The organism is Streptomyces sp. NPDC050535, assembly GCF_044457665.1.
Lineage (GTDB): Bacteria > Actinomycetota > Actinomycetes > Streptomycetales > Streptomycetaceae > Streptomyces.
Genome location: NZ_JBITHE010000004.1, coordinates 99,927 through 117,048, shown reverse-complemented (window position 1 = coordinate 117,048; position 17,122 = coordinate 99,927). Strand labels below are relative to the sequence as shown.

Sequence of the window (17,122 nt, the reverse complement as noted above, 5' to 3'; positions counted from 1 at the left end):
TTCGGCGAGGGCATTCACGCCGAGGGCCGTCGGATGGTCAACGCTTCGTCGGGGCGCCGGGGTTCCCGTCGATACTCGCGCGCGCACCTGTCGACGCCCGCATGGAACGCAGGGCCATCAGGAGTACGCCGATGTCGTCCAGGTAGATGGGGTCGGGCAGCAGGTCGGTCGGGAGCACGAGATAGGCGACGGCGCCCCAGAACACCCAGCGGGGGCCGGACGGAAGCCCCGCCCGGCGCAGTTCGCTGCGGGCACGGACGAGCCGGACCAGCAGTGAGATCGCGAGGCCGAGCGCGACGGCACCCAGGATCGCGACGATGACGATGATCGTCCAGGTCGTGGAATCCATGCGTCCGTCCAGGGCTCTCGGGGGGCCGTTGCTGCATCACGTGTTCCCGCTCAGGCCCTTCCTACCGCACCGGATCGGGCCGAACTCAACTCCGCGGAACGTTGCCGTCCACGAGCGCCTGGCTGACGGCACGGATGCTGCGGGCGATGTGCTGAAGCTGGAGGACCTCCGCCGCGTACAACTTGATGGTGTGCTCGATGACCCCCTCGTGCAGACCGAGCGCGGGAAGTTCGGCGCGGGCGGTCTGGAGGGCCGTGCGGGCGACCCGTATCTCGTGCTGCACCTGGATCTGCGCGTGGCGGGCGAGCAGCACCGGGTGCTTGATCAGCGCGGGGTAGCTGGCGTAGCGGGCCGGCACCAGCTCGCGCAGCCATCTGACCGCCGACCGCTCCCAGTCGAAGCTGCCGGGGGTCTTGACCTGGCACGGCCAGTCCGAGGTGATCGGGGAGTACGTCGTCAGGGCCATGTTCGTCGCTTCCGGGTTACGTCGGCGGGGGAGTTGGGGGCGGCCCCGGTCTAGGGGATGGCCGGGGCCGCCACCGCGGCCACCAGGAACCCGGAGCGGGTAGGAGCGGAGGGCCCGGGTGGACTCGAGAAGTATTTATATATACCGCCGGATACGCAAGAACATGAAAACATTCATGCTGTATTTCGGATGAACGATCCACAGATGTGGCGGTATCGGAAAATAGTCGCGAAGTCGCGGGGAGGGTCTTCAGTCCTTGAGGAAGAACTGGTGCTCCTCGGCGACCTGTTCGTACTCCTCCAGGCGGGCCTGAGTCCGCTCCGGGTCGTCGTCGGTCATGGCCTGGAGCAGCGCGGCCGACATCACGACAGGCGCCGCGTAGGAGTCGAAGACCAGGCGTGATCCGGTGCCCGTGGCGAAGGTGACGTCGGCCTCGTCGGCCACCGGGCCGAGCGCCAGGTCGGTGATCAGGGCCACCCGCAGACCCGCGCTGCGCGCCACCCGTACCGCGGTGAACGTCTCCTGGGCATGCCGGGGCATGTCGAAGGCCAGCACCCAGGTGCCGCCCGCCGACCGGGACTGGAGCAGCGCGTCATAGGCGACGCTGCCGCCCCGGGTCACCAGCCGCACGTCCGGGTGGATCCGCCGCGCGGCGTACGCGAAGTACTCGGCCAGCGATACGGAGATCCGCAGCCCCAGCACTGTCAGCGGGGCCGATTTCGACAGCGCCCGGCCGACGCGGATCACCTGGTCCGGATCGGCGAAGTCCCGGCGCAGGTTCTCCAGGTTCTGGATCTCGGCGTCCACCGCGGCCTGGAGCTCGTTGCTCGTGGCCTCCGCGGCGGTACCCGGCGCGCTGCCGAGGGTGCTGAGCGCGATCGACTGGAGCGTCTCCCGTAGCGCGGGGTAACCGCTGAAGCCGACCGCCGCGGCGAAACGGGTCACCGAGGGCTGGCTCACGCCCACGCGTTCGGCGAGGTCGGTGATCGACAGGAACGCAGCCTCGGTGATGTGCTCGATCAGGTACTGGGCGATCCGGCGCTGTCCCGGGGAGAGCCGGCGCCCGTCGAACAGTTCTCTGAGCTGGGACGTGGGAGCGGCGCCCACCTCCGGGACCGTCTTCCCCGAGGTGATCGCAGATGCCTGCGCGCGTGCCTGCTGCGGCGATGGCACAGATGTGCCTCCTTCGTGTCCCACAAGCACTCAACATAGCTCACGGACTGTGCCCGCCCGGGTGGATGGCACTGGGCGTGACATGCGTGGTCTCCGTTTCAAAAACGCCTTTCGGGTAACCCGCGCAACACCACAAGTTGCCTGCTCGAAGGCGGATTTCTCAGATGAGTAACGGTGCGATGGTCCGGAAGGGTCGGTTCCGTGCGCGTAAGGCGGCGACGGGCACGGCGCGGGAGGGTGCGGCCAGGGCCGGACTGGTCGCACGCGGTGTGATCTACGCACTCGTCGGTCTGCTGGCCCTGCGGATCGCCTTCGGAGACAGTGGTGGGCGCGAGGCGGACCGGAGCGGCGCGCTGGAGGAGATCTCCACGAAGCCCTTCGGGGCCGTCATGTTGTGGGCGCTCGGCGCCGGACTCGTCGGAATGGCGCTGTGGCGGCTGTCCGAGGCACTCTTCGGCGCGGCCGGCCCCGACGGGCGCAAGGCGAAGAAACGACTGATGTCCGCCGCGCGCTTTGTCTTCTACGGCTTCGTCGCCTACTCCGTCCTCTCCTTCGCCGCGGGCTCGGGCGGATCGGGCTCCAGCGACGATCAGTCCCGGGACGTCACGGCGAAGGTGCTGGACGTACCGGCGGGCCAGTGGATAGTGGGCGCCGCCGGAGTGGGCCTGGCCGCGGCGGGCGTCTGGATCGCCGTACGGGCCGTGATGCGCAAGTACCGCAAGCACCTCAAGCTCAGTGAGATGTCACAGCGCGCGCGCCGCGCGGTCGATGTCGCGGGAGTGGCCGGCGGAGTGGCGCGCGGCGCGGTGTTCGCGGCGGCGGGAGTCTTCGCCGTCCGGGCCGCCATCGACTACGAGCCCGACAAGGCCAAGGGCATGGACGACACACTCCGGTCCTTCACCGAAACCCCGATGGGCCCCTGGCTGCTGGGCCTCGTCGCCGCGGGCCTCGTCCTGTTCGGGGCGTTCTCCTGGGCGATGGCACGGTGGCGGAAGGTGTGAGGGAGGCTCAACGCCCCCGGTCATGAGGGTGCCCCCGCCGCTGGATCGCGGCGGGGGCACCCTCATGACCGGCGAGGTCAGGGCTGTGCGGTGAGCGTGAAGGTCTGCGCGGTGGAGCCGTCACAGGTGCGCTGGGTGAGCTGCACGCTGTTCGTCGCCGCGCCGGCCGCGGTCAGGCACTTGCCGCTGTGGCGCGCCGTGAAGTGGTAGCGCCCGGTGCTCTCCTTCACCGGAAGCCACTGCTGGTTCTGGCCGCCCGAGTAACTCCACAGCTGGAGCGGCGCGTTGTCGGCGGTCGAGACGCCGGTCACGTCGATGGCCTGCTGCGGATTGCTGCGGATGGCGGCCTGCCGGTACCCGCTGTCCGTCGAGCGGAACTGGAACTGCTGCGCCTGCGTGCCGTTGCAGGCGTACTGCTGGATCGCGGTCCCGTTCGCCGTGGCGGCCGAACGGGCGTCCACACAGGTGCCGTTGCCGGCGTTCGACAGCGAGTACCAGGCAGTCTCCGATATCGAGTCCGTCGGCGGGGTCGTGGAGTCGCCCCCGCCCAGCCACTTCAGGCCGTCCAGCACGAACTGGTTCTGCGTCGCGCTCGCGAACGTCGACGACAGCCGCGTGTTGGTCGTGTAGTTCATCGCGTTGTGGCCGAAGTTCGCGTACAGCATCTTGTACTGGGTGTTGGTCCACAGGATCGGGTAATAGCCGCTGTACCAGCTCTGGTTGGGATCTGTGCCCAGCGGGAAGCTGCTGGGATCGACCGACGCCAGGATCTTGATGTTCGGGTTCTGCCGCAGGTCGTTGGACCAGCTGTACCACTCGCTGACCGACGAGGTGAAGGTGGCCGGCAGGTTCTTGCTGGACGCGTGCGTACGGTCCTCGACCTGCAGGACCGACGTCGTCGGGCCCCAGGTGTTGGTCGCGAAGTTACCGCTGCCGAGGAACGTGTTGTGGTACCACGACCAGGCCGACGCGTTGGTCGTGAAGGCCGAGACATGGAAGCCGAGCCAGGCGCCGCCACCCCGCATGTACGTCTCGAACCCCGACCGTTGGGCGGAGGTCTGCGGCAGGTCGTCGAGGAACAGGACGACCTGGTACGCGTTGACGCCGCCGTTGGCGAGCAGGTCCCAGTTGTTGCTCGACGTGTAGGTGAAGCCGTTCGCCGCGGCCTGCTTGGGGAACCAGTCGTTCGCGTCCTTGACGAAGTCGATGTGCGCGGCGTCCCAGGTGCCGCTGTAGAGGGCGAGCACCTTGAACGGTGCCGCCGCGGTGGACGCCTGGGCCGCGGTGCTCGCCTGGGCGGCGGGTGGCGCCGCCAGACCGAGCATCGTCGCCAGCAGGAGCAGGAGCAGGACTCTCAGGGCCGCACGAGCCGGACCGGATCTGCTGATGTGCATGGACGATCCCTTCCGTACGTGTCAGGGGTAGCTGACGAGGTTGGCGACATTGGTGGAGGAGTTGGACGGCCCGCCGCTGTTGTTGGCGACATGCCGGATCGTGCCCACGCCGCCCAGCGAGACGGTCACCATGTTCGTCAGTCGCGTACCGCCGTTGCCCGGCACCTCGTAGGCGCGCTCCGCGGCGACGGCCGGGTTGACGTTGAAGTAGCAGTAACTGCCCAGGCCCCAGGCCTGATGGCTGGTGACGGAGTCGGCGACCTTGTAGGCGGCGTAGCCCTGCGTGCCGCCGTTCATCCAGGCGGCCTGGTTGGGCGGGTCGTACGGCATCTCGTTCTGGTAGAAGTACGTGCGGCCGCCGTTGCCGTTCCAGATCGTCTGGTACTTCTGGTAGTGCTCGACGAACAGCCCGTACATCGTCACGTTGTCGCCGTTGACGATGAGCCCGGTGTCGGCGGTGTTGGTGTTCCAGCCGACGCCGGTGCCGTGGTCGGCGCGCCAGATCCACATGTGGTCGCCGATGACGTTGTCGCTGTTGACGACCAGGCTGGTGGTCGCCTTGCCGACGGCCGCGCCGCCGACGCGGAAGTACACGTCGTGCAGTGACGTCGGGTTGGCGGAGTGCGAGGCGGAAGAGCCGGTCGGACCGACCTCGACCAGCGTCTGCGAGTTGGTCGTTCCGGCGTCGAAGAGGACGCCCGCGATCTTGACCCCGTCGACGTCGGCGACCTTCATCGCGGTGACGCCGTTGTCCGGGATGAAGGTGGCGAGGCCGAGGCCCAGGACGACCGTGTCCGCGCGGTTCACCTGGAGGGTCTGGTCCAGGTGGTAGACCCCGGGAGTGACCAGGAGGTTCTTGCCCGCGGCCAACGCGGCGTTGATCTGCGAGGCGGTCGCGCCGGGCTTGACGATGAAGAACTGGTCGATCGGGAGCGAACTCCCGGAGGCGCTGCCGCTCGCCCAGCTGGTCCCCGTGGAGTTCGTCCGCGTGCTCGGCACGAACACCTGGTAGTTGCCGGCGCTGTCGACGTACAGGAACGGCTTCTCACGCGTGACCGGGCTCTGCGCCACCGTGGTGTACGGCGGGCTGGGGAAGCTGGTCGCCGGCACGCCCTGGCTGCCGACGAAGACCATGTTCCAGTTGGAGCCGGTCCAGCTGCCGAGCTGCGAGTTGCGCGTCAGCCACTGCTGCTGGCTGCCGGAGTTCACCTGGCCGTCGATCTTGGTGTCGGCCATGTAACCGCCGCTGGACCAGCCGCCGTCGTCCAGGGCGAGGTTGCCGCGCACGTGCATACGCCGGTAGGACGAGGCCTGGGAAACGGCCCAACGGTCGGTGCCGCTGGTCGGGTTGACCGAGAGGTTCTCGGCGCCGCGCCAGAAGTTCTGGGTGGCGTTGCCCTGGAACCAGTCGGCCTCCGCGTGCACCGCGCCGTTGATCGTCACCGAGTCCGGGGACAGGCCCAGGCCTAGGACCTGAGTGTAGAAACCGACGTTGACGTCGGCGCTGTAGGTGCCCGGCTTGAACAGCACGGAGTAGCGCTGGGAGCCGAACTGGTTGGTCTGCTGCTGCTGGAAGATCGAGTTCAGCCGGGTCTGGATGGCTGAGGCCGACATCGACGGGTCGAACACGACCACGTTCGGGCCGAGGTCGACCCCGTTGGACGGCGGCTGGGTCACGGCCGCCACCTGGAACCGCTGGGCCGCCGACCCGTTGCAGGTGTACTGGACCAGCTGCACACTGTCCGCGGTCGAGGCGCTGGGGACGTCGAGGCACTTGCCGCTGTTGCGGTTGACGAAGTGGTGGTTGCCGCCGCCCTCGTCGACGGGCAGCCACTGCTGGTTGGTGCCGCCGCCGTAGGCCCACAGGTGGACGAGTGCGTTGTCGGCGGTGGACACATCGCTCACGTCGACGGCCTGGTTGACGTTGTTGCCGTTGTTGATCCGCACGTAGCCGTCGCTGGTGGTGGTGAGACTCCACTGCTGGGCCGTCGAACTGTTGCAGGTGTACTGCTGCACCGCGGTGCCGTTCGCCGTCGCGGCGGACCTGGCGTCCAGGCACTTGCCGCTGCCCGCGTTGACCACGGTGGCCATCCCGGTGGGCAGCGCGGCGACCGCCGCGACGGCCTCGTCCTGCGAGGCGACCGCGATTCCGGTCACCGTGCTCGCCATCAGGGCGACCGCGATCACGAGTCTCGGTATCCGGCGCCGGCCGGACTCTGTGCTGCGTCTGAGCACGACTTCTCCTGAGGAGGGTGGGGGGTGGAAGAGGGAGCGGGGGCGGACGGCGTCCGTCAGCCGGTGTACCTGGCGAGGATGCTGGTGAACTGCCAGGCGGTCTGGGCCACGCCGGAGCACGTGTCGTCGTTGGGGTAGCTGCCGGCGCACGGACGGTCGCGGTTGACGGACCAGAACGTCAGCCGTGCGAGGTGGTGCTGCTGCGCGTAGCTGAGGATGGTCTCGAAGTTGGCGGGCGTGACCGTCTCGTTGACGTCGGTGATCCCGTTCATGGACGAGATGCCCATGCCCCGGTACGCCTGGTCGTCGGTGTAGCCGTACGCGTTCTTGAGCGCCGTCTTGAGACCCTCGGCCGCCTGCACGGTGAGCGTGCCCATGTTCTGGCCGGCTCCGCCGAAGTCGAACGGCATGATCGTCCAGCCGTCCACGGTGAGTCCGGACGACGCGGCCCGGTTGATCAGGCTCGTGTCGGGACCGCTCTGCCCGGTGCCGATGGTGACGTACACCTTGATGCCCGGGTTGTTGGCCTTGACGGTCTTGAGCGCGTCCACGGTGCGTTGCTGCACCGTCCCGTTGCTGTAGGCGTCCGCCTCGATGTCGATGTCGATGGCCTTGAGCGCGTAGGCGTTGATGACCTTCTGGTACGCCGCCGCCAGCTCACCGGCGGTCGAGCAGGAACTCTCCAGCTTGTTGCCGCTGTAGCCGCCGAACGACGGGATGACGTCGCCGCCGTTGGCCCGCACGGTGTTCACGGTCGTCTGGTCGACCCCGCCGGTCAGCGCACGGCCGCCGTCCCACTGCGGGTTGCAGTAGCCGTTGCTGAGGACGAACGCGAGGGTGAACCACTTGACGCCGGTGGCGTTCATGACCGTGGCCGGGCTCGGGGGATTGCCCCAGCCGTTGTAGAGGTACGGCGCGACGGCCATCGGCGCGGAGGTGGGGGGCGGGGTCGTGCCTCCGCCGGCGGCGGGCGCGGTCCACTTCTGGTTGGTGGCGCCGGTACAGGTCCAGATCTGGACGGGGGTGCCGTTGGCCGAGGCACTGCCCACCACGTCGGCGCACTTGTTGGACTGCGTGCCGACGAGGTCGCGGGCCGCGGAGACCGTCCACTTCTGGTTCGCGCCGCCGGCACAGTCCCAGAGCTGGAGCCTGGCTCCGTTCGCGGTCGAATTGCCGGTGACGTCAAGGCACTTGCCCAGGGCGCGGATGGTCCCGTCGGAGCCGACGGTCCACTGCTGGGCGGCGGTGCCGTTGCAGTCGTAGAGCTGTACGGCCGTGCCGTTCGCGGAGCTCGCACCGGCCACGTCGAGGCACTTGCCTCCGAGGCCGGTGATGGTTCCGGTGGCGGCTGCGGCGGAGGAGGCGCTGAGGGCACTGGCCGAGAGGGCCAGTACCGCGGTGGTCAGAGTGGCGCGTAGCGCGGTGGAGTGCACAAGGGATCGTCCGGGCATCACGGGGATCACAGCCCTTCAAAGGTGGCTGATCAGTGGGGGGTTCACGTCCGTGAACGCTGAGCGCATTCATGGAGCGCTGGTGATCGGTGAACCTATTGGTCTGGTCCAGACACGTCAAGACCTAAAATCAAGATGTGAAATAAGGGGGGCAAGTGGAGTTGACGCGCAAGGAGTTGAAGGATGCACCGTCGCTCGTGGTATTTCATGACCTCATCGAGGTCACCTCGCGCCGGGGCGCGACTCTGCCTCGTTCACGTCAGCTCACCCACCCGCGACCCCCAGTGGTGCTGCCCCCCCCCCATGAACAACCGCACGTCTCAACTCCCGCGCCGCGAAACCGTGATCGGTCCGGAACGGCTCCTCTTCTTCGGCGACGCGGTGTTCGCGATCGCCATCACGCTGCTGGCCCTCGACGTCACCGTGCCCGAAGGACTCGCCCATGCCGAGGTCGGTGCGGCGTTGCGGGACGCCCTACCCAAGATGGGCGCGTACCTGCTGAGTTTCGCCGTGATCGGCGCGCTCTGGCTGGCCCAGCACGCGTTGTTCCGCCTGGTCGCGACGCTCGACCTCCGGCTGCTAAGCCTCTATCTCGCCCTGCTCGCGGTGGTCGCCGCGCTCCCGTTCCCCTCGCGGCTCATCAGTGAGTACGGCGGGACGACCGCGGCCACCGCGTTCTACGCCGCGACGATCGCACTCGCCACCGGACTGCTCGCCGCGATGGCCGCCCGCCTGCTCGCGCAGCCGTCCCTCGCAGTGACGGACACGGCGCCCGGCCGCGTCAAGGACTCCCTCCGGCGCAGTCTGTCGACGCTCGGCGTCTTCGCCACCTCGATTCCGGTGGCCTTCGCCTCGCCCACCGCCGCCAAGTACTGGTGGCTTCTGGCGGTCCCCGCCCACAGGCTGCTCCGGGGCTCGAAGACGCCCGACCAGCAGGCGCCGGGAGTCACGGGAACCACTGCCTGAGAAGGGCGTCGTCGTACACCCCGTGCGGGTCGAGCCGATCCAGCACGGCTGCCGCCCGCTCCCGGTCCGGGCCTGCGCCGTCCTCGAAGGAGCCCGGCACTCCTGATCGGACTACGCGGCTTCGTCCGAACAGGCCCAGCCCGGCTCGCGGGGGCGCGCACAGGCCCACAGCCCGGCGGCGGTGATCTCCCTGGCCCAGTCGCGGTACGCCGACCGGTGGACGTCGACCGCTTCGGGGAACCCGGGCAGATCTGCGGCCGCCTCGGCACGGCCCTGGACCACCTCGAGTGGAGCCCGCTCACAGGGGACTCTTTGCTTCCGCACAGACGGTGCCGGGCGGGTGGAGTCCTGGCTGTGGCCAGGGGGATGTCAGACTGACGGCATGGATGAGCGCGTATTCGGCAGGTCAGGTCAGCAGGCTTCGGTCATCGGTCTCGGCACGTGGCAGTTGGGCGCGGACTGGGGCGATGTGAGTGACCAGGACGCCCTGGCCGTACTGGAGGCGGCGGCCGAGTCGGGGGTGACCTTCTTCGACACGGCCGACGTGTACGGCGACGGACGGAGCGAGCAGACGATCGCGACCTTCCTGACCGGCAGGCCGGACCTGCACGTCCTGGTCGGCACCAAGATGGGCCGCCGCGTCGACCAGATCCCGGAGAACTACGTCCTCGACAACTTCCGCGCCTGGAACGACCGCTCGCGCCGCAACCTCGGCGTGGACCGCCTCGACCTGGTGCAGCTGCACTGTCCGCCGACGCCGGTCTACTCCTCGGACGAGGTGTTCGACGCCCTGGACACCCTGGTCGAGGAGGAGCGGATCGCCGCGTACGGCGTGAGCGTCGAGACGTGCGAGGAGGCACTGACGGCGATCGCCCGCCCCAACGTGGCGAGCGTCCAGATCATCTTCAACCCGTTCCGCATGAAGCCCCTGCGACAGGTCCTCCCGGCGGCCGAGGCGGCGGGCGTCGCCGTCATCGCCCGTGTTCCGCTCGCCTCCGGCCTGCTGTCCGGCAAGTACACCAAGGACACGGTCTTCGCGGCGAACGACCACCGTACGTTCAACCGCCACGGCGAGTCCTTCGACCAGGGCGAGACCTTCTCCGGCGTCGACTTCGTGACCGGCGTGGAGGCGGCGGCCGAGTTCTCCGACCTCGCCCCGGAAGGCTTCACCCCGGCACAGCTGGCGCTGCGCTGGATCATTCAGCAGCCCGGAGTGACCTCGGTGATCCCGGGCGCCCGCTCCCCGGAGCAGGCCCGCGCCAACGCGACGGCGGCGAACCTGCCCGAACTGTCGCGGCAGACCCTCGACGCGGTCGAGGACCTCTACGAGCGGCGGATCAAGGAGCAGGTGGACGGCCGCTGGTAGTCGTCGGGGCGGAGCCGGGCCGTAGGGCGGTGCTCCAGGCGGGGCGGCGCGCCGACGGCAGGTGACAGTCGGTGGCCGCTTGCCTATCGCTCACCGGGGGAGCGAGCCACCGTTGCCCCCACCCCCGCGAGCCCTCGCAACTGCCTGTCGTGCAGCCGGCTCAGCAGCAGCACCGAGACGGTCGCTCCGATCAGCGCGCAGAACATGTCCCACTGGGTGTCCCACACATCCCCCTGGGTGGCCAGGAAGTCGTCCGCGGCGCTTCCGCCGATCACCGCGGCCGCCCACTCGAACATCTCGAAGACCGCGCTGAAGGCGAGACACGCGCACACGGTCAGCGGCGCCAGCCAGCGACTGCCTCGCAGCGGTGAGGTCCGGCTCAGCAGTTCGCGCACCAGGATGGCGGGCACGAAGCCCTGCATGAGGTGTCCGAACCGGTCGTAGGGATTGCGGTCGAGCCCCAGCCAGTCCCGCACCCAGTCGCCCAACGGCACCTGCGCGTAGGTGTAGTGCCCGCCCAGGGCGAGCACCAGGGCGTGCGCCGCCAGCAGGCAGTACAGCAGACTCGTGAACGGAAACCGCCGTCTGTACAGGACGGCCGACGGCAGCCCGATCAGTATCCACACGGTCTCCAGGAACCAGGTCATCCGGTCGTACGGGTTCCAGGCGGAGACGGCCAGACCCGCGACCACGACCACGAGGAGCGCGACCGGGAGAATCCTCCGCGGGGCGCGCTCCGGGGTCGGGCCGCCGGGTGTCGGCGAGTCCTCGGTCATCGGGCGACGAACGAGCGAGGCGGGGCGAAGTCCGGGCATCTGCGGTCTCCTTGGTCCAGGTGACCCCATGCTGATGGAGCCCGCGACCGGGGACATGAGTACGGCTACTCACTTCGCGGGCGGCACTTCGCGGAGGGGCTCGCGTGCCGTCCGAATCCGCGGCGCGTTCACGCCGAAGAGCCCAACACCCAGCGGGCGACCGGCCCGGCAGACTTGCCCGAGTGCTCCCGTGGCCCTGCGGGAACAGTCCGTTCCCGCAGGGCCGTAGTCACGGGGTCACTCCTTGGGAGCCGCGCCCCGAAGAGCCGCGATACAGGTGCCGATCGCCTGCTGGAGCTCCTCCAGTTGCTGCACCATGTCGTCCTCGTAGATGTCGTCGGCGTCGTCGAAGGTGAGCTCCTCGAACACCTTCGTGGCCTTCTGGAGGCTGCTGTAGAACTTCGTCCGGCGCTCCTGGACGCGCAGTTCGGGGTCGGCCTGCACGGTTTCGACCACCATGTTCTTCATGGTGTCGTACGCCTCGGCCGCCCACTCGCCGGTGTCCTCTCCCTCCTCCAGCTCGTCGAGGAGGGAGAGGTGACGCTCCGCCTCCGAGCGCAGTTCGGCGGGCGCGTCCAGGGTCTGCCCGGCCGGTGTCTTGATCTGGCCCTTCTCCGCGATCTGGCGCACATAGCCGATCCGGTCGGCGGCCCTGCTCTCGGTGGCGACGGCCTTCTTGAGGTCGTCGGTGCGGGCGATGTCGCGGGCCAGCTCGGTCTGGAGCGCCGGGTCCTCCTTCAGCCGGTCCAGGAGTGCGTGCCGTGCGGCCTGGGCGGTCGAGGGGTCGGCGAGGATCGCGGCCCGCAGCGCGGTGGGGTTCTCGGCGACCTCAAGGGCCTTGGTGGGCCGGATGCCCTCGGCCTGCGCGGCCTCCGCGATGGCTGTGCCGCGCTCGGAGGAAGCGCTGGAGCGGGCTACGTAGTACGTGTGCCACACGTCGGCGTCCGGCAGCTCGATGTCCTCACCCGGGGCCAGCGCCTCGAAGAGCGGGACGAGCCCGTCGTCGGCCGCCTTGTCCCACGCTCTGTAATAACGCATGACGCGCTCGGGTGAGCATCCGGCCAACTCGGCGAACTCCTTGGCGGAGACCTTCGGCGTCTCCTCCGCGGACTGCCCGCCGGGGCGCACGCTGCGCGCCACCTTGAGGGCGAAGGTCCAGCCGCCGGTGCGCGCGTAGGCGCCGAAGTCCCGTGCGTCACGCGAGACTTCGGGGTCCGGAGCGTCGGGGCGCGCGGCGGATTCTTCGGACGGAGCAATGGCTACGGTCACCGGGAACTCTCCTGGGTAAGTACGGCGTTTACATCACTGAGGATGAAGCTTTGGCCGAAGCTTCAGCCCCGAAGCAAGCAGAGCCACGAGTAAAACGGAAACAAGCGGACACACAAGTAGAACCGAAACGAGCAAGCCAGAATCGACACGATGTGATGACCTTCACCCCGATGTGGCGGAAAGTGATGAATTCCTTACGGTCGTGGGACGTACGGGTGGGCGTAGAGCATCGTGAGACCGCGGGAGGATCTTTCGTGCGACCGTTCACACTCAACTACGCCCTGCCTACAGGGCAATCGGCTGTGACAGCCGCGTACCACTTCGATGTGTCACTCCAACTCAACGTATTGCCCGACGGCCGCCCGGCCGTCAGTGATCGTGCGCTCCTGCTGGCCTCCGGAACCACGACTTCCACCGCGGGCTCCCAGACGCACTTCGACGACTGACGGCAGCCCGCGCGCATGACGGTACTCATTCTCACAGCCGAGCAGGACGTCACCGCCGACATGGTGGTGGCCAAACTGCATGAACAGGGCGTGCCCATGGTGCGCCTGGACCCCGCCGACGTGCCCGGCAAGGCGGTGCTGTCCGCCGACTACGCCCACGGGGACTTCGACGGCTATCTGTCGGTCAACGGCCATGTCCTCAGCATGGGAGGCCTGCGCTCCGTATGGGTGCGCAGGCCGGGCGAGCCGGCGGCGCACGCCCCCGATCCCTCGCCGTGGCTCACCGCCGAGACCCGGCAGGCCCTGTTCGGGATGCTCTACTCCGCCTCGACCCGTTGGATGAACCACCCGCGCAGTGCCGAGCAGGCCCGGCACAAGCCCTGGCAGTTGCGCATAGCGCACACCAGCGGCTTCGCGGTGCCGCCCACCATCATCACGACCGCGCCGAAGGTCGCCCAGCAGTTCGTCGAGCAGTATCGCGACGTCGTCGTGAAGTCGGCCTCGGGGCCTCCGCCCGGCGATCCTCCGGTGGCCCTGCCGACCACACTGATCGGACCCGGCGCGGACTTCTCCGGCGTCGCGGCCGGGCCCGCGCTGCTCCAGCAGTACATCCCCAAGCGTGCCGACATCCGGCTCACCTCTATCGGCTCGCGCCTGTTCGGCGCCCGCAAGACCGCGGAGCCCGAGCAGATCGACGGACGTTTCGGCGATACCGGGCACGCCTGGGAGCCCGTCCCGGTGCCCGGCAGTATCGCCCGGGCCGTCCGTGAGTACCTGACCTCCACCGGACTCGCCTACGCGGCCTTCGACTTCGCCGAGGACAAGGACGGGCTCTGGTGGTTCCTGGAGGGCAACCAGGGCGGCCAGTTCGGCTTCGTCGAGCTGGAGACGGGTCAGCCCATCGCCGAGGCGGTCGCCTTGTGGCTCGCGCAGCGAAGACCCGATGGCCTCACCCCCGCGGGGCGCGGATGAGCTGAGCCCCACGGCACTTCGCCGGGTCAGCCGGACGTCTCCTGGAAGGTCTCGAGGAAGACGTCCAGCGCCTTCTGGTTGGCGTCGTCGTCCCAGTCGTCGGCCGGGGTCGTCCAGCGCAGTGAGAAGCCCTGGCCGTCACCGATGAGGAAGCCCCGGCCGAAAGTGCGCTCACTGACTCCGTCGGACTCGGAGAGCCACTCCATGTCGGCACCCTCGTAGCCGCGGTAGTCCACGGCCCGGATGTCACCCACCCGCTCGTAGTCCTCGGAGTCGTCGCGCAGTGAAGGCTCCACATCGGCCCAGATCTCGACCGGGTCAGGGCCGAGCCGGGTGCTGTAGGTGACGGCCAGCGTGCGCGGATCCCCGCTCGCTCCGAAGGTGACGCGGTAGGAGAGATCGTCGGTCTCGTCGGTCCGCAGGGGCTTCCACCCCTTGGGGAGGTCGATGGAGAAGCCCTCGGGCGAGTTGTAGGTGGAGAAGACGGCCGTCGGCTTCTCCTCGACGGTGGGGGAGGGCGAGGCCGACGTCGGGGTGGGCGTCGGCAGGGTCGCCTCGGGGGCGGTGCGCGTGCCGGTGGGCTTCTCCGACGGGCTGCTGGAAGGAGCCGGCGAAGGACCGCCGGAAGCGGCCGGCGGAGTGGCGGATCCGGACGCGGAGGTCTCCCCGTCGGGCAGCCCGCCCGCCGCGGCGAGTACGGCGAAGCAGACAACGGTCGTGGCCAGCGCCCCACCCACCAGAACCGGTCGGCCGAAACGACGTCCGCCCCTTGTACGCCTCGCGCGCCGGGGCACGGAGTAGGTGTCCCGGACCCGAGGCAGGGTCGCTGTGGGTGTCGAGTCCTCGTCGTCGTCCTGCCTGAGGATGCGCGTGAGGGCCTCCCGTACGACGGGCTCGGGCACCCGTTCGTGCGGATCCCGGCGCAGGAGCCCGCTGATGGCGGGGCTGAGCGCTCCGGCGTTCTGCGGCGGCCGGATGGGCAGCCGCTCCACGGCGCGGAGCGTGGCGTCGAGCCGTCCCCGGTCCTTGACGGGCGGCCGGCCCTCGACCATCGCGTACATGATCGCGCCCAGCGACCACAGATCCGCCGCCGGTCCGGTGATCTCGCCGCGAGCCTGCTCCGGGGACGCGTACGACGGCGCGGTCACGCGCGGCGAGCAGGTGTCCCCCATCATTCCGAAACCGCTCACCGTGATGTCGCCCTGCTCGTCCACGTGAACCTGCCCGGGACTGAGGTCGCCGTGCGTCTGGCCGTGCCGGTGGGCCGCGGAGACGACATCGAGGAGGCCGAGGCCGATGCGGGCCGCCCGGAAGTAGTTCAGGGGACCGCTTCCGAGGAGTTCGCTCAGCGGGGCGCCGACGGGCCGCTCCGTGACCGTCCAGAGGAAATCGTTGTCCTCGATCACGTCGACGACGGTGGACACCTTGCCCGGGCAGACCAGCTCCATGCGCTCGGACTCGCGCAGGATCCGGGCGGCGGTACGGTGCTGGGCCTGCTCGCGCAGATGGTCGGGGAGCCGCGTCCGGGTCAAGGTGACCGGACGCTGGAACTCGAGGTCCTGGCCGTGCCAGCCGACGCGGCCCTCTTCCCGCTGGACGACCTCCAGGAGACGATATCTGCCGGCGACCAACTCGTCCGTGGGGTCTTGCACCTTGACCATGCTCATCCCTCGCTGCGCACCGGGTTCTCACCTTTCCCGGAAGTACGCAGGGCGTGACGGTGGGTGTTCAAAACGAGGCGGTTTCAAAGTGACCCAATTTCTGGCGGCCCCTCATCTCACCGTTTCCGCGGGGGTGTTCGGCCCTGGGCGGCACTCAGCCCGGATCGGCCGAGACCCGGTTGTTCTCGACGCGGACGACGTGGAGTCCGGTGCCGTCCGTCGGCGCTCGGAACACCCTCGGCGTCCTTGAGGTCGATCACCCCGACGTCTTCCGCCGAGGAGCCGGCGTGCGCCGGGCCGAACTCCCTACGCCCGCCCACCCGTCCCGACGCCGATGTAGGAGTCCGCGAAGGCGGCCGACGCTCCGGGTGATCCGAGGAGCCTCCGCAGCCGGGCGCCCGCGGATCCGGCCCGGAAGGGATCGCCCGACGACGGTCCGTGCAGCAACTCCGCGAACCACTGGGAGAACTCCTGGTACTCCCAGACGCGTGTGAGGCAGGCCGCCGAATAGCCGCGCAGTCCGCTGCCGTCGCCGCTGCCGAAGTAGGCGATGAGCCCGTCGGCCAGAAGCAGGGCGTCGTGGAGTGCGAGGTTCATGCCCTTCGCGGCTATCGGCGCAACAAGGTGCGCGGAGTCGCCCGCCAGGAACAGCCGCCCATGCGCCATCGGCTCCACGACGTAGCTGTGCATGTCGAGGACCCGCTTCTCGATCAGGGCACCCTCGGTGAGCGGCTGCGCGCCGGTCGCCGACAGCCGGGCGTGGAGTTCCGACCACACGCGGTCGTGGGGCCAGTTCTCCGGGTCCTCGCCCGGCGTGACCTCCAGGTAGTAGCGGGTGACCTGGGGGCCGCGTGCCATATGGGCGGCGAAACCGCGCGGGTGGACACCGAACACCACACAGTCCGAGGACGGCGGCGCCTCGGCGAGGAGCGCCAGCCAGCCGACCCCGTAGTCGTACCGGGCGACGGTGCCCCGGTCGGGGGTCACGTAGGTGCGGGTCGCACCGCGCGCGCCGTCGCAGCCCGCGATGATCTCGCAGTCGATACGCCGCCGTTCACCCGACACGGGGTCCGTGTAGAGCACCGACGGCTGGTCACCGTCGATGCCGTGCAGCGCCACATCGCGTACGCCGAAACGGATGTCGCCGCCCCGCACGTCCGCGTACTCGCGCACCAGGTCGGTCACCAACAGCGGCTGCGGGTAGACGAAATGGTGGTCCCCGGTCAACTCGGCGTACCGGAACCGGTGGCGTCGGCCGCCGGTCCGGAACTCGCACTCGCCGTGTGCCCGCGCCCGCTCCACCAGCCGGTCGGCCAGGCCCCGTTCCCGCAGCGCCCGCACCGCCCACTCCTCGATGAACCCCGCCCGGGGCCGCTGTTCGATGAACTCACGGCTCTCGGTCTCCAGGATCACGCAGTCGACGGACGCGGCCCGCAGGATGTTGCCGATGGTGAGGCCGGCCGGCCCCGCGCCGACGATGACGACGGGGACACGCTGAACAGGGGTGGGGTTGGGGGTGGGGGAGATCACCCGAACATTATGACGGTGCTCCGTCAGC

16 protein-coding genes are annotated in these 17,122 nt (G+C 69.3%); 5 read left to right on the top strand and 11 right to left on the bottom strand.

What is annotated here, in order from left to right:
• Positions 1–37: 37 nt before the first annotated feature.
• From ACIBLC_RS11305 to ACIBLC_RS11295, 3 genes are all read right to left on the bottom strand, one after another.
• The gene (locus ACIBLC_RS11305) at positions 38–349 is read right to left on the bottom strand and encodes a YkvA family protein (protein WP_399210569.1); all 312 of its coding nucleotides are present in this window, start codon (positions 347–349) and stop codon (positions 38–40) included.
• Between the two features lie 85 nt (positions 350–434).
• Positions 435–815, bottom strand: a complete 381-nt coding sequence (locus tag ACIBLC_RS11300; protein WP_399210568.1) for a hypothetical protein — start codon at positions 813–815, stop codon at positions 435–437.
• Between the two features lie 249 nt (positions 816–1,064).
• Positions 1,065–1,988, bottom strand: a complete 924-nt coding sequence (locus ACIBLC_RS11295; protein ID WP_399210567.1) for a MurR/RpiR family transcriptional regulator — start codon at positions 1,986–1,988, stop codon at positions 1,065–1,067.
• Between the two features lie 179 nt (positions 1,989–2,167).
• Here ACIBLC_RS11295 and ACIBLC_RS11290 point away from each other — a divergent pair, with 179 nt between their 5' ends.
• Positions 2,168–2,989, top strand: coding sequence for a DUF1206 domain-containing protein (locus ACIBLC_RS11290; RefSeq protein WP_399210566.1), 822 nt, complete (start codon positions 2,168–2,170; stop codon positions 2,987–2,989).
• Positions 2,990–3,066: 77 nt separating this feature from the next.
• Here ACIBLC_RS11290 and ACIBLC_RS11285 read toward each other — a convergent pair whose 3' ends face one another.
• From ACIBLC_RS11285 to ACIBLC_RS11275, 3 genes are all read right to left on the bottom strand, one after another.
• On the bottom strand, positions 3,067–4,383 hold the full coding sequence (locus ACIBLC_RS11285; protein WP_399210564.1) for a ThuA domain-containing protein: 1,317 nt from the start codon (positions 4,381–4,383) through the stop codon (positions 3,067–3,069).
• Between the two features lie 21 nt (positions 4,384–4,404).
• Positions 4,405–6,552: an RICIN domain-containing protein gene (locus tag ACIBLC_RS11280; protein ID WP_399210947.1), complete on the bottom strand. Its 2,148-nt coding sequence runs from the start codon at positions 6,550–6,552 to the stop codon at positions 4,405–4,407.
• Positions 6,553–6,674: 122 nt separating this feature from the next.
• Positions 6,675–8,069, bottom strand: coding sequence for a lectin (locus tag ACIBLC_RS11275; protein ID WP_399210563.1), 1,395 nt, complete (start codon positions 8,067–8,069; stop codon positions 6,675–6,677).
• Positions 8,070–8,372: 303 nt separating this feature from the next.
• Here ACIBLC_RS11275 and ACIBLC_RS11270 point away from each other — a divergent pair, with 303 nt between their 5' ends.
• Positions 8,373–9,035 carry a TMEM175 family protein gene (locus ACIBLC_RS11270; RefSeq protein WP_399210562.1) on the top strand — a complete coding sequence of 221 codons (663 nt, stop codon included), beginning with the start codon at positions 8,373–8,375 and terminating at the stop codon, positions 9,033–9,035.
• Between the two features lie 111 nt (positions 9,036–9,146).
• Here ACIBLC_RS11270 and ACIBLC_RS11265 read toward each other — a convergent pair whose 3' ends face one another.
• The gene (locus ACIBLC_RS11265; protein ID WP_399210561.1) at positions 9,147–9,317 is read right to left on the bottom strand and encodes a hypothetical protein; all 171 of its coding nucleotides are present in this window, start codon (positions 9,315–9,317) and stop codon (positions 9,147–9,149) included.
• Between the two features lie 100 nt (positions 9,318–9,417).
• Between ACIBLC_RS11265 and ACIBLC_RS11260 the strand changes: the two genes are divergently transcribed.
• On the top strand, positions 9,418–10,401 hold the full coding sequence (locus ACIBLC_RS11260) for an aldo/keto reductase (RefSeq protein WP_399210559.1): 984 nt from the start codon (positions 9,418–9,420) through the stop codon (positions 10,399–10,401).
• Positions 10,402–10,484: 83 nt separating this feature from the next.
• Here the strand turns inward: ACIBLC_RS11260 and ACIBLC_RS11255 are convergent, their stop codons facing one another.
• Both ACIBLC_RS11255 and ACIBLC_RS11250 read right to left on the bottom strand, forming a co-directional pair.
• Entirely contained in the window at positions 10,485–11,177 is a 693-nt protein-coding gene (locus ACIBLC_RS11255; protein ID WP_399210946.1) for a DUF2238 domain-containing protein, read from the bottom strand.
• 276 nt (positions 11,178–11,453) lie between these two features.
• Entirely contained in the window at positions 11,454–12,485 is a 1,032-nt protein-coding gene (locus tag ACIBLC_RS11250) for a hypothetical protein (protein ID WP_399210558.1), read from the bottom strand.
• A gap of 254 nt (positions 12,486–12,739) precedes the next feature.
• On the opposite strand from ACIBLC_RS11250, the gene tgmA reads away from it, so the two are divergent.
• A complete protein-coding gene (gene tgmA, locus ACIBLC_RS11245; RefSeq protein ID WP_266837178.1) occupies positions 12,740–12,931 on the top strand; it encodes a putative ATP-grasp-modified RiPP in 192 nt (63 codons plus the stop codon).
• A 15-nt stretch (positions 12,932–12,946) separates the two neighbouring features.
• Positions 12,947–13,903: an ATP-grasp ribosomal peptide maturase gene (tgmB, locus tag ACIBLC_RS11240; protein WP_399210557.1), complete on the top strand. Its 957-nt coding sequence runs from the start codon at positions 12,947–12,949 to the stop codon at positions 13,901–13,903.
• Between the two features lie 26 nt (positions 13,904–13,929).
• Here the strand turns inward: tgmB and ACIBLC_RS11235 are convergent, their stop codons facing one another.
• Together ACIBLC_RS11235 and ACIBLC_RS11230 are read right to left on the bottom strand one after the other, a co-directional pair.
• A complete protein-coding gene (locus ACIBLC_RS11235; protein ID WP_399210555.1) occupies positions 13,930–15,564 on the bottom strand; it encodes a serine/threonine protein kinase in 1,635 nt (544 codons plus the stop codon).
• A 306-nt stretch (positions 15,565–15,870) separates the two neighbouring features.
• Positions 15,871–17,091: a 4-hydroxybenzoate 3-monooxygenase gene (locus ACIBLC_RS11230; protein WP_399210945.1), complete on the bottom strand. Its 1,221-nt coding sequence runs from the start codon at positions 17,089–17,091 to the stop codon at positions 15,871–15,873.
• Between the last annotated feature and the right edge of the window lie 31 nt (positions 17,092–17,122).